Origin of the sequence: Flavobacterium glycogeni (assembly GCF_048286775.1) — a bacterium.
Taxonomy (GTDB): domain Bacteria; phylum Bacteroidota; class Bacteroidia; order Flavobacteriales; family Flavobacteriaceae; genus Flavobacterium.
Window position 1 is genome coordinate 18,729 of the sequence record NZ_JBLVPV010000017.1, and the last position, 13,231, is coordinate 31,959.

The window sequence follows — 13,231 nt, forward strand, 5'->3', positions numbered from 1 at the left end:
ACAGTGTTTTTTTAGATTTTTAAGCGAAAAAAATTATTTAACTCTTGTCAAGCCTATGTTTTCAGGAGCATGAAGTACCATTGGGAATTTCTCCACTTTTACGGAACTGCTGTCTAAACCAAAAGCTCTTTCTTCGGATAAACTTAGTTTTTTGATAAAGAAATAAGAATTCATAATTAATTTTTCATGCCAACGTAAATCACTATCGTTAGAAAGGAACTTTTCAGATAATACAAATTTGAAATCACCTATGATGTTGTTTTTGTTCAAAGATTCATATCTGCTGGTGATATCTACTTCTCCTTTTTGTACCATGTCTTTAATTACTTCTTTAAACATCAAGTTTATTTTGGTAGGTTCTCTAAAACCTAAATTGAAGTCTACACGATACAAATCATCTTTGACAATTTCGGTTACTTTATAATCGGTTCTGTAAGGTTCCGTTAATATATTCACGTGTACAAACCAATAAATATCAGCTCTTTTGGGTCTTTTTTGTAAAATAGAATACATTACTTTTTCTTCTATTTCATCTGTTCTTCCGGCATTAGTCATGTACACTAAATGCGTTGCATATTTTGGGATGGATAAATCAGCACTTAATTCAACAAGGACTTTTTTATAATCCTCAATTTTGACAATTTTAGTATAGCTCTTATTAATTTTCTTAGCCAAATACCAAATTGTCATTATACTTATCAAAGTGATCGCTATAAGTAGGGTTACATAACCTCCTTCGGCAAACTTCGTGATGTTAGCAATCAAAAAGCTAAATTCAATTATTAGATATATCGTAATCAAGGGTACGATAAAATACAATTTTACTCTTTTCATTATTAAATAAAAATTAAGTAAAATAGTAGTCATTATCATACATAAAATAATAGCTAATCCGTAAGCATGTTCCATATTACTGGATTCTTCAAAGTGCAATACGATACCAACACATCCGATAAACAATAACCAGTTTATGGATGGGATGTACAATTGTCCTTTTAATTCAGTAGGATATTTTATTTTTACTTTTGGCCAAAAATTCAATCGCATCGCTTCATTTATTAATGTAAATGAACCACTAATCAACGCTTGAGAAGCAATCACGGCTGCCATTGTTGCAATTACAATTCCAATGGGTTGAAACCAATCGGGCATGATAAGATAGAATGGGTTTCCATTTTTTCCGCCTAAAGTTTGTAGCGTTTCACCTTCGTGACGAATCAAATAGGCTGCCTGTCCAAAATAATTAAGCACTAAAGCCGATTTTACAAAGATCCAGCTAATTCTAATGTTTTTTCGCCCGCAATGTCCCATGTCTGAATACAATGCTTCAGCACCGGTAGTACAAAGGAATACAAAGCCCAAAACAAAAAATCCTTCAGGATGAATGGTTAATAAATGATAGGCGTAGTACGGATTGATAGCTTTTAAAACCTCCGTATTTTGTCCGATTTGTAATGTTCCCAGTACGGCAAGCATTCCAAACCAAATAAGCATCATTGGTGCAAAAAATTTACCGACTAACTTGGTTCCAAATTGCTGAATAGCAAAAAGCACAAATAAGATGCCTATAACAATCGGGATTGTGTTTATTTCAGGATAATAGGTTCTAATACCTTCAACCGCAGAAGATACAGAGATGGGAGGAGTAATGATTCCATCGGCCAGTAAGGCGCTTCCCCCAATAATGGCGGGGACGATTAACCATTGAATTTTTGTCTTTTTGACTAAAGCATATAGAGCAAAAATTCCACCTTCGCCATGATTGTCAGCACTTAAAGTAATCAGTACGTACTTGATGGTTGTTTGTAATGTAAGGGTCCAAAAAACACAGGATATACCTCCTAAAACAACGTCGGCGTTTATAATATGATTGCTCAATATGGCTTTCATTACATACAAAGGTGAAGTGCCTATATCACCGTAAATTATTCCTAATGAAATCAATAAACCGCCTAATGTTAATTTACTATGTAGGTCTTTGTGCGCTGCGCTCATGTATTATTTTTAAAAAACTTTTCAAATTTACACTTTTAAAATAAATTAAAGCTTTTTATCTAATAAAAAAAAAACACGGCTGACAGAGCCGTGTTTCAGTTTTATATAGAAATTTTTTAAGATCTTCTGTTGTCGTTTCTTGATGAATTGCCTCTTTGAGATTCATTTCTTTGTGGAGCTGCTTCTCTGGAAGAATTTCCTCTTTGTTGTTCCGCTCTTTGTGGAGCTGCTTCTCTTGAAGAATTACCTTTGTTTTGAGAATATTCTCTTTGTTGTTCCGCTCTTTGTGGAGCTGCTTCTCTTGAAGGGCTAGTTCTGTTTTGAGAATAATCTCTTGGGGATTCAGCTCTTTGCGGAGCAGCTTCTCTTGAAGAATTACCTCTGTTTTGAGAATAGTCTCTTTGTTGTTCCGCCCTTTGTGGAGCTGCTTCTCTTGAAGAATTACCTTTGTTTTGAGAATAATCTCTTGGGGATTCAGCTCTTTGTGGTGCTGACTGACCAGAAGGATTGGTTCTGTTTTGAGAATAATCTCTTTGAGAATTTCCTCTTTGTGGAGCTGCCTGACTAGAAGGATTGGTTCTGTTTTGAGAATAATCTCTTTGAGAATTTCCTCTTTGCGGAGTTGCCTGACCAGAAGGATTGGTTCTGTTTTGAGAATAGTCTCTTTGAGAATTTCCTCTTTGTGGAGTTGCCTGACTAGAAGGATTAGTTCTGTTTTGAGAATAATCTCTAGACGAGCCGGCTCTTTGCGGCGTTGTTTCTCTTGAAGGATTAGTTCTGTTTTGAGAATAATCTCTTGAAGAACCTGCTCTTTGGGGTGTTGTTTCTCTTGAAGAGCTAGTTCTGTTTTGAGAATAATCTCTTTGAGATCCTGTTCTTCGGTTAGAGGAACCAACTTCATTTCTTGAACCTCTTCTTTGATCTAATTCATAACGGTTTGTTACATTAGCATTTCTTCTGGAGAAGGAATAATTCGGGTATTGTCTTTCATAGCCATTTGAACGTCTTGAATTATATAGAACGACTGCTCGTTCACTTCTTCTGTAATTAACATAATTGTAATTGTTGTTGATGTTCAAACAAATGTTGATGTTATTTCTATATCTGAATATTGGGAATGGATTCCATGCATAATAATAAGAAGGATAATAACCCCAATTCCAAGTGGAGTAATACGGGCGATAATTAGCAGACCAGAATGAAGCATAAATTAATGGTGTGCTGTAATATACTGGCTCATAAATATAATTTGGACCATACATGTATACATCTCCTACTACTTGAACGTGAATGTTGTTATTTCTGTCTTTTTCAACGTCAATTGTAGCTACATCTTGATACACATCGGTATCTATAACAGATTGAATGATAATTACGTGAGTCCGATTTTCGACAGTTTCGATAACTCTTAAATAATCAACTTCATTATCATTATTCAAATCTAAATTTGATATTTGTAGTTCAGGGTCATTCAGGCGTCTTTCAAAATCCTGTAGATTTCTGGAGTCACCAAAAATAGAAGCAACAGCTCTCAAATCAAGGTTGTCACTGATTTCGTTATTCATTGCATTTACTGATGTTCTATCTTGCGCCTGTATTTGTGTTGCGAAAACAGAAGTCAATAGACTCAATAGTAATAGTTTCGTTTTCATAATTAATTGGATTAAGTTTATTCTTTTTTTTGATTATCCAATTACTGTGCCATAATTTATTCTTTGTTTCCTATTCTTATTATTAATTGTAAATTAGCCATAAAATGTATAAAAAATGAAAAATATTTTTTTAATTCTGTTAGCTTCAACTGTTTTTGCGTCTTGTAAGACAAGTGTTTATAATGTAAAAAATGAAAATAACAGTGAATTTAAGTCCGTTGCAATTGACACGTTATTTCAGGATAAAATAAGTATTAGGGCAATTTTATTTGATGCAAATAAAGTTTGGTTTGCTGCAGATAAAGGAAGATTCGGTTTTTTTAATTTGGATAACAATCAAAAATTTGAAAGCAAAATTATCAAAGATTCTTTAAAGCTTGAGTTTAGAAGTAATGCCAAAACAAAAAAACATATTTTTATTCTAAACGTTGGGAATCCAGCGTTGTTATATCAAATTTCAAAAGACGGCAAGGAAACAAAATTAGTGTATCAAGAAAACCACGAAAAAGTGTTTTATGATAGCATGCAATTTTGGAATGATAAGGAAGGAATAGCGATGGGTGATCCAATAGCAGATTGTCTGAATATAATAATCACTCGTGATGGCGGAAATTCATGGGATAAAGTCCCGTCTACTAAATTACCAAAAGTGATCGATGGAGAAGCAGCTTTTGCGGCAAGCAACACTAATATTGTGATAAAAGGGAACAACACTTGGATTGTTTCCGGTGGAAAAAAATCAAGAGTTTTTTATTCTTCGGATAAGGGAAATACATGGACAGTGTATGATACCCCAATTGTTCAAGGAAAGTCGATGACCGGAATTTTTACGGCAGATTTTTATGATGCTCAAAACGGATTTGTTACCGGAGGGGATTATGAGGTTCGAAATCAAAATTTTTCTAATAAAGCAATCACAACAGATGGCGGAAAAACATGGAACCTAATAGCAGAAAATCAAGGTTTTGGATACGCTTCTTGTGTGCAATATGTTCCTGAAAGTAACGGTAAAGGTCTGGTAACAGTTGGTTTTTCAGGAATTTACTATTCCTCGGATAGCGGTAATTCATGGAAACAATTGTCAACAGATACCAGTCTTAATACCATCAGGTTTATAGATAATCATACGGCCATTGCAGCGGGACAAAATAAAATGATTCGCATCAATTTTAAATAATGAAATAGGGCTGTCCGCTAAGCAGGCTAAATTTCTTTTCAGCCACAGATTCAAAAGGTTTTCATAGATTCCTTTTCAATAAACTGTTCGTTTTTTCTTTAATCTGTGAAAATCCGTAAAATCTGTGGCTGAAATAATCAACTGGTATTAGTAACGGATAGTCATATAATAAAAACACCCTAAGTCTAATATAATTAGAGCTTAGGGTATTTTTTTTGAGCTAATAAAATAAAACTAATGGTTTTTTTGACATTTGTTGCGATATTGTTGTAGCAATTTTCTATTGAAATCTTCTTCAGCTTTTTTAAGCTTAACTATTTTTACGGCTGGCAAAATTGTTCTTACATTTTTCATGAATTTTTTTCGCAATAAAAATAGTTCTTCCTCTGTATTTTCTATTTGGGACAAAAAGGTATTTGCTTCTTTTTCCGTTATTTTATCTAGCGAACCATCATTCATTCTTTTCATGTACGTTCTCATTTTTTGATGTCTCAATTCAAACTGTTTGTCATCAAATGCATTGTAGATTGGCCAGAATTTTTCGGCTTCATTAGTAGTTAAGTCTAATTCAGTCGTGAAAAAAGCTACTTTTAAAGCTTTTATTTGCTCTTTTTTTTCTTTCATACTTTCCCCTTGAGCGTAAAAGTTGAATGAAACAAATAGCAATACTATTGGGACTAATTTTTTAATGTTCATTTTTATTTTTTGTTTAATTATAGCTTAAATTTAAAACTTTACAATCGGGTTTATTCTAAAATTAGATTTTCTAAATTGGAATTTACTGATAAATGATCTTCTATGGTTTCATCTTCTAAAACAATACCAGTTTTTATGTTATTAATATCTTCGGTTTCTAATACACTTATCAAATCATATTGATTCACATTAGACTGATACGTAATGTAATTTTCTAAAGCTGCAGCGTCCAGTTCTTTTGTGTTTGTAGAAGAAGGACTTAAAATTGGAATCATCAAAGCAAGTACTAAAATTGCTGCTACTGCCATCATAATTAAAGTTTTTCTTTTTTGAAAAATAGAAATTACTTTTGGCTCGTTTTTAGGCAGTTGCTCCATCATTTTGATTGAAAAATTCTCAAAATAATGGTCTGGAGTTTTAAATCCAGTTTCAATTTTAGGTTCGTTCTCTAATTTAAATGTTTTCATAATGTACTTTAGACAGTGTTACAGCTAAAAGGTTTAATTTGTCGAAACAAAAGCTTCTATTTTTTTTACAGCAAGATGATAGGATGCTTTTAATCCACCAACGGAGGTTCCCAAGATTTCTGAAATGGCTTCGTATTTCAGTTCTTGAAAATATTTCATTTTAAAAACCAATTGTTGCTTTTCAGGCAATAATGCAATCGCTTTTTGTAATTTTATTTGAATTTCATTTCCGTCAAAAAACACATCGGCTTCCAGATTATCGATAGTTTTGTTTTGTAAAGTTTCTGATGAAATGCCACTCGTTTTTGATTTTTGTTTCAAAAAAGTCAAGGATTCATTTGTAGCAATGCGATACATCCATGAAAAAAGTTTGCTTTCTCCTTTGAAATTTTTCAGATTTTGTAATATTTTTATAAAAACATTTTGCAATACATCATCTGCATCATCGTGATTCAAAACGATGTTACGAATGTGATTGTATAACGGTCTTTGATAATCCTGTAACAACTGCTGAAACGCTTGATTTTGCGTTTTAGGGTTTAACAAGTGATTTATAAATTCCTGTTCTTCTTGCAAAGCGATTATTTAGGAGTTAGAATAGAATTTATCAAAAAGGTTTAATAGGCTTTAAAAAAAAACATTAAAATTCGGATTGTTCTTCTTCCTTATTTATTGCAGGTTCAGGCGTTTTTACGGCTTCGGTTTTCTTTATGGCAGCTGGAGTGAAAGTTCTTGCAGGAATTATTTTTGGTTGTATTGGATAGTAAATTTCCGTTACCCATTTTGAAGGGTTTTTAATTTCGGTCCTACTGATGGTAAAACTCTCTAAATGAGAAAATGTCGGGTCAATAGCAATTCGATTCGTGTTAATGTATGCTTTTGCTTTATCCAAAGCTTTCTTTGTATGCGAATAATCCCCTGTTAAAGTAGTTTTAATTGCGTCGAATGGTTCCAGTTTTCCAGTTAAAATATCACTTCCGGAGCTCGTTAAGATTTGATTTTTTATAGGCACACAAAAAGATAATTTGGTCAATCCGCTTACGGAATCATAAGTGTGATAAATTATAAATGGTTTTCCGTTTAGTTCGATATTATTTTGTTCGCAAAAAGTAATCATTTTTGGGAATACGATTTGAGCATTTTTAGTAACCTTTGAAATTTCACTGGTAAAGGTTTGTCTTAAATAAAAAGTTCCAAGTTTTTTTACCAGTCCATTTACTTTTACCGCATAAGTGTTTATTTCGAAATCAAGAGTCTTGTCTAAGTTAACTAAGCTCTTTTCATACATTCTTCCTATGATTTTATTCATACCTCCATTAAAGGCAGTATAAACTTTCATGGTGAAACTCATTTTTCCGGTAGTTTTCCAAGTCACTTTTGTTCCGCCAATGGTATCTTTAAAGCTCCAGAAAACGGATGATGAAGTTCCATCGTAATTCATCTTTTGAGAAATACTATCATTTTCCTTTACAAAAACGGTCAACATATCACCTGTTCCTTCTTTTCCTTCCCATGAAAAGGAAGCTCCCGGACCAATTGTTTTTTTAGGATACGTAATTTGCATTTCAGGATCTTCAACAACCCATGAACTAAAATCTTCCCAGTTTCTATAATCATTAACAAAATTAAATACTGTTGATTTTGGAGAATTTATGATTTGACTTCTTTCTACAGTAAAATCTCCTTTTTGAGTAGCTACAAAAATGGATAAAGCCACAAAACTTAGCAGTAGTAAAAGAAATAAGTATTTTAAAATCCTCATAATATACAGGTTTGTTAATTTTTGTAAAGTTAAAGATTTTATTTACAAGTCACCGAAAGTGTTAAATAAATATAGATCATTTTCTAAATAAAGGATTTTGATCTATTTATGTTTGGTTTGAATTTAAAGTAGGCTTTACGCTATTTGATCGTTTTTATCTTATCTGTTTTCGAAGAAAAAACGGAAGAAGTCGAGTGATTTAGCTTGTTAAGTATTTGTTTTTTAATTAAATAAAAAAGTTTGTTGAAGTGTTTTTTTTTGCCGATTATGAAAAATCTGTAAATAAAAAAGTCCACTATTTAGTGGACATTATTTGTTTGGTTTAAAAAAAACTAACGTTTGAAAAACACTTTTATCAAAAATAAAATTCCAATAAAAATTCCAAATCCTATCAGAATCTTGTAATTTCCTTTATAAAACTCTTTATGTATTCTTATATCTTTTCGATAGGCATAAATTACAGCAATAACAAATGCAACAAAAAACAAGCCTGCAAACACTAATTGACCTTGACTAAACATAGTTTAAATTATTTCCGGCAAATTTAGTTAATAGTTTAGAAATAGTTGCTAATTTGCCTTTTCATTTAACAAAATAAAAAGATGCAAAAACAGATAGACTCAGTTAAAGAATTTCATACGGCTTTTAAAATAGGTCACAGTGAAATTCCTACGGCTAACTTAGGGGAAAGTAAACACACGCTTCGTTACAACTTAATGAAAGAGGAAAACGAAGAATATCTTGAAGCAGTTCAAAACAATGATCTGGTAGAGATTGCAGATGCATTGGGTGATATGATGTATATTCTGTGCGGAACCATTATCGAACATGGTTTGCAGCATAAAATAGAAGCAGTTTTTGACGAAATCCAACGCAGTAATATGAGTAAGTTAGGCGAAGATGGCAAACCAATTTATCGTGAAGATGGTAAAGTGATGAAAGGCCCTAATTATTTTAAACCTGATTTTTCTAAAATAATAGGAGAATAGAGTAACAGGCTTAGGCATTTTATCCAAGTCATTTTTCGTAGAAGGCATAAAAAAAGCGATTTTCACATTGAAAACCGCTTTTTTTTAAATCTAACTTTAGAATTATATTTTAACAGTCCATCCAAAAGTATCCGCTTCTAATTTATTTTGGATATTTTCCAATTTAGTTTTTAGTTGTAAAGCCATTGTATTTTCAATTTTTGGCAATTCATAATAAACATCCTGATAAGAAAATCCAGAAATTGGACTTACTACAGCAGCCGTTCCTGCTCCAAAAATTTCTTTCAAAGTTCCGTTTTTAGCAGCCTCAACAAGCTCAGAAACTAAAACCGAACGAATATCTACATGTATACCTTCACTTTTTGCTAAATCAATAAGTGTTTTTCTAGTCACACCATCAAGAATTCTTTCGCTTGTAGGAGCAGTAAATAATGTGTCATTTATTCTGAAAAATACATTCATAGTACCTGCTTCTTCCAGTTTAGTATGCGTAGCATCATCAGTCCAAATTACCTGTTGAAAACCTTCTTTGTTCGCTAAGTTTGTAGGGTAAAATTGAGCAGCATAATTTCCGGCAGCTTTTGCAGCTCCTATTCCTCCATTTGCAGCTCTACTGAAATGTTCCGCAATAAGTACTTTTACATCACCAGCATAATAAGAAGTCACTGGCGATAAAATAATCATGAATTTATAGTCATTCGAAGGATTTGCAATTACTCCAGTACCAGTTGCAATCATAAATGGTCTGATATACATGGCATTTCCTTTTCCTTTTTTAATCCATGCTTCGTCTAATTGTAACAATTGATTCAGACCGCTCATAAAAATTTCTTCAGGAACTTCCGGCATAGCCATTCTTACTGCTGACGTATTAAAACGCTTATAGTTTTCATCAGGTCTAAAAAGCCAAACGTCATTATTTTCATCTTTGTACGCTTTCATACCTTCAAAAATCGCTTGTCCATAATGAAAAACTCGTGTAGATGGATCTAACAAAAATGGTGCGTAGGGTTTAATGACTGGTTTCTGCCATTCCCCATTTTTATAATCACATTCAAATAGATGATCTGTAAAAACAGAACCAAAGCTTAAGTTCGAAAAATCAACTTCATTTATTTTTGAAGAGGAAGCTTTTATTGTTTCAATTTTGTTAGTTTGAGTAGTACTCATAGTAATGTGTTGTTTTTTGATTTTTTTTAAATGACAAACTGGAGCTTAAAAAAACTTGATTTCTATAAGTTGAAGTTTAATGTTTGCAAAATTAAATAAAAATCAACAAAAGACTTGTCAAAAAACTATTAATTATAGCATTTAACTAAGATTTGTTTACATTTTAAAAAAAATAAAAAAATCATGCCTATTTCTATTAATTATACAATAAATATAGATTTTTCAGAGGCAAACGTATTAGATTTTGATTAATTTTGGACAAACATTGTAGTTTTTAATCCAATATAACCTCAAAATCCAATTTTGAAAAGAGAAATTATCCAAACACTTGATGGTTCAACTACCATTCACATAGCAGAATGGGACGAATGTTATCATTCTAAACATGGTGCCATACAGGAAGCACAGCATGTATTTATTAAAAACGGTCTTTCATTATTTCAAAACAGGAATGTTTCTATTTTGGAAATAGGATTTGGCACAGGTTTAAATGCCTTTATCACGTTGTTAGAGGCAAAAAAAATGAAGCAATCGATAGATTATGTTGGAGTAGAAGCCTATCCAATTTCAGTAGACGAAGTTTTGCTGATGAATTATGTCACAGAATTAAATGCAAGTCAAGAAAGCGCAATTTTCGATAGAATGCATGAAAGCAATTGGGGAGAAAAAATTGATTTAAGGGATGATTTTTCACTTACGAAAAGAAAACAGTTTTTTGAGGAAATTGATGATATTGATCAATTTGATTTGATTTATTTTGATGCTTTTGGGTATAGAGTACAACCTGAATTGTGGAGCACTGCTATTTTTGAGAAGATGTATAAGGCGCTTAAAACTAATGGTGTGCTGGTTACTTACGCTGCCAGAGGAGTTGTAAAAAGAAGTATGATCGAAGTGGGTTTTACTGTCGAAAAACTTGCCGGCCCACCCGGAAAAAGAGAAATGTTTCGCGCTAGAAAAAGCTAAGACTTGTTGTTTAAGTGGTTTGTTTTCAGTGATTTATTTTTTTTGAGCCAAAATCCATGAATTAGAAATAAAAAAATTAAAACTACGTTAAATAGTTATGTTGTAATTAAAAAAAATGTATTTTTACAACACTTTAGAATCCAAATCTAACTAAAATCTTAGTTTATTATGTCGAAAATCATGTATGATTATACAAAATCAATTTTAGAAAGAGTGAGTTTTGATCCATTGCTTTTTTGCAAGGAATTAGAAAAAGCCATCAAAACATTATTACCCTACGAAATGGAACAATTGAGAGAATGGTTATTAAATTTTACAATTGGAAAACCAGAATTAAAACAATGTTTACTAATTGTAAATTCATAAAAGAAAAAGGAACCGCAAAACGGTTCCTTTTTTTATTTTTTAGGAAGTGAACTTATGATTTGAACATTTTGAAATACGATAGCACCTTTTACAACTCCTGCAATTGTATTTCGAAGCGCATCAATTATCTGTATTTTTAATTCGCTTTTAGGGAAAATCAGGCTGACCTCTCTGGCAGGTTTAGGTTCCTTAAAGTGGCGCAATTTCAATTTGTCAGTTTCTTTTAAATCAAGTGTATGTAAATAGGGAAGTAGTGTTGTTCCTAAACCTTCATCGGCTAATTTTATAAGGGTTTCGAAACTCCCGCTTTCTAATTGAAAACGACTCGTTTCATTTTTACCTACATTTTTGCATAAATTTAAAATTCCGTCTCGAAAACAGTGTCCATCTTGTAATAATAAGATTTCCTCTAAGTTTAAGTCTGAAACTTCTATTTCTTCCTTTTGAAAATGATGGTGACTTTCCGGAATGTAGGCTACAAAAGGTTCGTAATACAAGACAATTTCTTTTATTTTTTCCTCCATCAAAGGAGTTGCGGCAATGGCAGCATCGAGATGGCCATTGTTTAGTTTTGTTATAATTTCTGCCGTATTTAACTCTTCGATTATGAGTTTTACTTTTGGGTATTTTTTTATAAAATTATTCAAAAACATAGGCAATAGCGTAGGCATAATTGTTGGGATTATTCCCAATCTGAATTCGCCGCCAATAAATCCTTTTTGTTGTTCTACTATATCCTGAATCCGATCGGCTTCGTTGACTATGTTTTTAGCTTGGTTTACAATTTTTTGACCAATATCAGTAAGCTGAATCGGTTTTTTGGTTCTGTCAAATATCTGAATACTTAATTCTTCTTCTATTTTTTGAATTTGCATGCTCAATGTAGGTTGAGTTACAAAACATTTTTCGGCAGCAAGAGTGAAATTTTTGTGTTCGGCTACAGCAAGAACATATTTTAATTGAGTGATTGTCATCTTTTTTATAGTAATATCTGATGCAAATATAAAAACAATCAATTTAATTTATAGTACAAAGTGGTGTTTTCTTATCTAAATTTGTAGAAAATAAAAAATTATGAAAACAAATATTTTAGGATTACCGGTAAAAGAATCAGAATTGATAGTAAGTGAATTGAATATTTTATTATCAAATTTTCAGGTTTATTATCAAAATTTAAGAGGAATTCATTGGAATATTAGAGGGAAACGTTTTTTTGATTTGCATGTAAAATTTGAAGAATTATATACGGATGCCCAAATAAAAATTGATTTAATTGCCGAAAGGGTTCTTACTGTTGGAGGAACTCCACTTCATACTTTTGAAGATTATATAAATAATAATCAGTTAGTTGTGGGTAAAAATATTTCAAACGATGAAAAAGCGGTGCATTTAATTGTCAAGTCATTATCACATTTATTAAAAATAGAAAGAGAGATTCTAAATAAATCGTCAGCAATAAATGATGAAGGGACAAATTCGATGATGAGTGATTTTATTTCAGAACAAGAAAAGACCATCTGGATGATGCAAGCTTGGTTAGAAGAAAGTTTGTAAGTTTTATAGGGATTTAAAAAAAGCAAAATGAAATGGGATAATTTCATTTTGCTTTTTTTTTGAATGTTAATTTTTTTTAAAAATTAGATTTTTTTTACTTTTTTAATAAACTTAATTCTATTTTTGCGGCAATGAAAATAATATCTAAAATATTTTTAATTCTATTTATCGCCTTTCTTGTCACTCCAACAATAGTTACTGTGATTGAGAAAAGCGCGGATGTTTCTATTTTCTATAGTGTTTCTGAAGAAGAACATGCGCACAAAGAAATTAAGACTTTTTTTTATTTTGAATCTTCTACAGAAATAATTACGTCATCGAGATTATCATCTAGTGCTATTCTATCTGAGAATTTATCAAAGCATGATAGTATCACCTCTTCAATATTTATCCCCCCGCCTAACCAAGTTTAATACAATTTTTGATTTTAGTATTTT

General features: G+C 31.7%; 14 protein-coding genes. 6 read left to right on the plus strand and 8 right to left on the minus strand.

Going from position 1 to position 13,231, the window contains the following annotated elements:
* Nucleotides 1-33: 33 nt before the first annotated feature.
* Complete coding sequence (locus ACNQGX_RS13165; protein WP_417976950.1) at nt 34-1,995, minus strand: KUP/HAK/KT family potassium transporter; 1,962 nt, start codon at nt 1,993-1,995, stop codon at nt 34-36.
* A 116-nt stretch (nt 1,996-2,111) separates the two neighbouring features.
* Entirely contained in the window at nt 2,112-3,647 is a 1,536-nt protein-coding gene (locus ACNQGX_RS13170; protein WP_417976952.1) for a hypothetical protein, read from the minus strand.
* 115 nt (nt 3,648-3,762) lie between these two features.
* On the opposite strand from ACNQGX_RS13170, the gene ACNQGX_RS13175 reads away from it, so the two are divergent.
* Nucleotides 3,763-4,824 (plus strand): sialidase family protein, encoded by a 1,062-nt coding sequence (locus tag ACNQGX_RS13175; RefSeq protein WP_417976954.1) that lies wholly within the window; start codon nt 3,763-3,765, stop codon nt 4,822-4,824.
* Nucleotides 4,825-5,058: 234 nt separating this feature from the next.
* Here ACNQGX_RS13175 and ACNQGX_RS13180 read toward each other — a convergent pair whose 3' ends face one another.
* From ACNQGX_RS13180 to ACNQGX_RS13195, 4 genes are all read right to left on the minus strand, one after another.
* The gene (locus ACNQGX_RS13180; RefSeq protein WP_417976955.1) at nt 5,059-5,520 is read right to left on the minus strand and encodes a sensor of ECF-type sigma factor; all 462 of its coding nucleotides are present in this window, start codon (nt 5,518-5,520) and stop codon (nt 5,059-5,061) included.
* 50 nt (nt 5,521-5,570) lie between these two features.
* Complete coding sequence (locus ACNQGX_RS13185) at nt 5,571-5,987, minus strand: hypothetical protein (protein WP_417976957.1); 417 nt, start codon at nt 5,985-5,987, stop codon at nt 5,571-5,573.
* Nucleotides 5,988-6,020: 33 nt separating this feature from the next.
* Entirely contained in the window at nt 6,021-6,563 is a 543-nt protein-coding gene (locus ACNQGX_RS13190; protein ID WP_417976959.1) for an RNA polymerase sigma factor, read from the minus strand.
* Nucleotides 6,564-6,627: 64 nt separating this feature from the next.
* Nucleotides 6,628-7,749 carry an SRPBCC family protein gene (locus ACNQGX_RS13195; RefSeq protein ID WP_417976961.1) on the minus strand — a complete coding sequence of 374 codons (1,122 nt, stop codon included), beginning with the start codon at nt 7,747-7,749 and terminating at the stop codon, nt 6,628-6,630.
* 602 nt (nt 7,750-8,351) lie between these two features.
* Between ACNQGX_RS13195 and ACNQGX_RS13200 the strand changes: the two genes are divergently transcribed.
* A complete protein-coding gene (locus ACNQGX_RS13200; RefSeq protein ID WP_131917300.1) occupies nt 8,352-8,738 on the plus strand; it encodes a pyrophosphohydrolase domain-containing protein in 387 nt (128 codons plus the stop codon).
* Nucleotides 8,739-8,840: 102 nt separating this feature from the next.
* Here ACNQGX_RS13200 and ACNQGX_RS13205 read toward each other — a convergent pair whose 3' ends face one another.
* Entirely contained in the window at nt 8,841-9,908 is a 1,068-nt protein-coding gene (locus ACNQGX_RS13205) for a branched-chain amino acid aminotransferase (protein WP_417976963.1), read from the minus strand.
* Nucleotides 9,909-10,211: 303 nt separating this feature from the next.
* Here ACNQGX_RS13205 and mnmC2 point away from each other — a divergent pair, with 303 nt between their 5' ends.
* Together mnmC2 and ACNQGX_RS13215 are read left to right on the plus strand one after the other, a co-directional pair.
* A complete protein-coding gene (mnmC2, locus tag ACNQGX_RS13210) occupies nt 10,212-10,874 on the plus strand; it encodes a tRNA (5-methylaminomethyl-2-thiouridine)(34)-methyltransferase MnmC2 (protein ID WP_131917302.1) in 663 nt (220 codons plus the stop codon).
* Nucleotides 10,875-11,042: 168 nt separating this feature from the next.
* Entirely contained in the window at nt 11,043-11,240 is a 198-nt protein-coding gene (locus ACNQGX_RS13215) for a hypothetical protein (protein WP_099716298.1), read from the plus strand.
* Nucleotides 11,241-11,272: 32 nt separating this feature from the next.
* Here ACNQGX_RS13215 and ACNQGX_RS13220 read toward each other — a convergent pair whose 3' ends face one another.
* Nucleotides 11,273-12,214, minus strand: coding sequence for a LysR substrate-binding domain-containing protein (locus ACNQGX_RS13220; RefSeq protein ID WP_417976965.1), 942 nt, complete (start codon nt 12,212-12,214; stop codon nt 11,273-11,275).
* A 100-nt stretch (nt 12,215-12,314) separates the two neighbouring features.
* Here ACNQGX_RS13220 and ACNQGX_RS13225 point away from each other — a divergent pair, with 100 nt between their 5' ends.
* Both ACNQGX_RS13225 and ACNQGX_RS13230 read left to right on the plus strand, forming a co-directional pair.
* Nucleotides 12,315-12,794 (plus strand): Dps family protein, encoded by a 480-nt coding sequence (locus ACNQGX_RS13225; RefSeq protein WP_417976967.1) that lies wholly within the window; start codon nt 12,315-12,317, stop codon nt 12,792-12,794.
* Between the two features lie 131 nt (nt 12,795-12,925).
* A complete protein-coding gene (locus tag ACNQGX_RS13230; protein ID WP_417976969.1) occupies nt 12,926-13,207 on the plus strand; it encodes a hypothetical protein in 282 nt (93 codons plus the stop codon).
* Nucleotides 13,208-13,231 lie beyond the last annotated feature (24 nt).

What these genes read in the sequence shown, in the direction of transcription:
- ACNQGX_RS13200 (WP_131917300.1), top strand. Translation starts at nt 8,352, where the DNA reads ATGCAAAAACAGATAGACTCAGTTAAAGAATTTCATACGGCTTTTAAA.
- ACNQGX_RS13185 (WP_417976957.1), bottom strand. Translation starts at nt 5,987, where the DNA reads ATGAAAACATTTAAATTAGAGAACGAACCTAAAATTGAAACTGGATTT.
- ACNQGX_RS13215 (WP_099716298.1), top strand. Translation starts at nt 11,043, where the DNA reads ATGTCGAAAATCATGTATGATTATACAAAATCAATTTTAGAAAGAGTG.
- ACNQGX_RS13195 (WP_417976961.1), bottom strand. Translation starts at nt 7,749, where the DNA reads ATGAGGATTTTAAAATACTTATTTCTTTTACTACTGCTAAGTTTTGTG.
- ACNQGX_RS13175 (WP_417976954.1), top strand. Translation starts at nt 3,763, where the DNA reads ATGAAAAATATTTTTTTAATTCTGTTAGCTTCAACTGTTTTTGCGTCT.
- ACNQGX_RS13220 (WP_417976965.1), bottom strand. Translation starts at nt 12,214, where the DNA reads ATGACAATCACTCAATTAAAATATGTTCTTGCTGTAGCCGAACACAAA.
- ACNQGX_RS13205 (WP_417976963.1), bottom strand. Translation starts at nt 9,908, where the DNA reads ATGAGTACTACTCAAACTAACAAAATTGAAACAATAAAAGCTTCCTCT.
- ACNQGX_RS13165 (WP_417976950.1), bottom strand. Translation starts at nt 1,995, where the DNA reads ATGAGCGCAGCGCACAAAGACCTACATAGTAAATTAACATTAGGCGGT.
- ACNQGX_RS13170 (WP_417976952.1), bottom strand. Translation starts at nt 3,647, where the DNA reads ATGAAAACGAAACTATTACTATTGAGTCTATTGACTTCTGTTTTCGCA.
- ACNQGX_RS13230 (WP_417976969.1), top strand. Translation starts at nt 12,926, where the DNA reads ATGAAAATAATATCTAAAATATTTTTAATTCTATTTATCGCCTTTCTT.
- ACNQGX_RS13180 (WP_417976955.1), bottom strand. Translation starts at nt 5,520, where the DNA reads ATGAACATTAAAAAATTAGTCCCAATAGTATTGCTATTTGTTTCATTC.
- ACNQGX_RS13225 (WP_417976967.1), top strand. Translation starts at nt 12,315, where the DNA reads ATGAAAACAAATATTTTAGGATTACCGGTAAAAGAATCAGAATTGATA.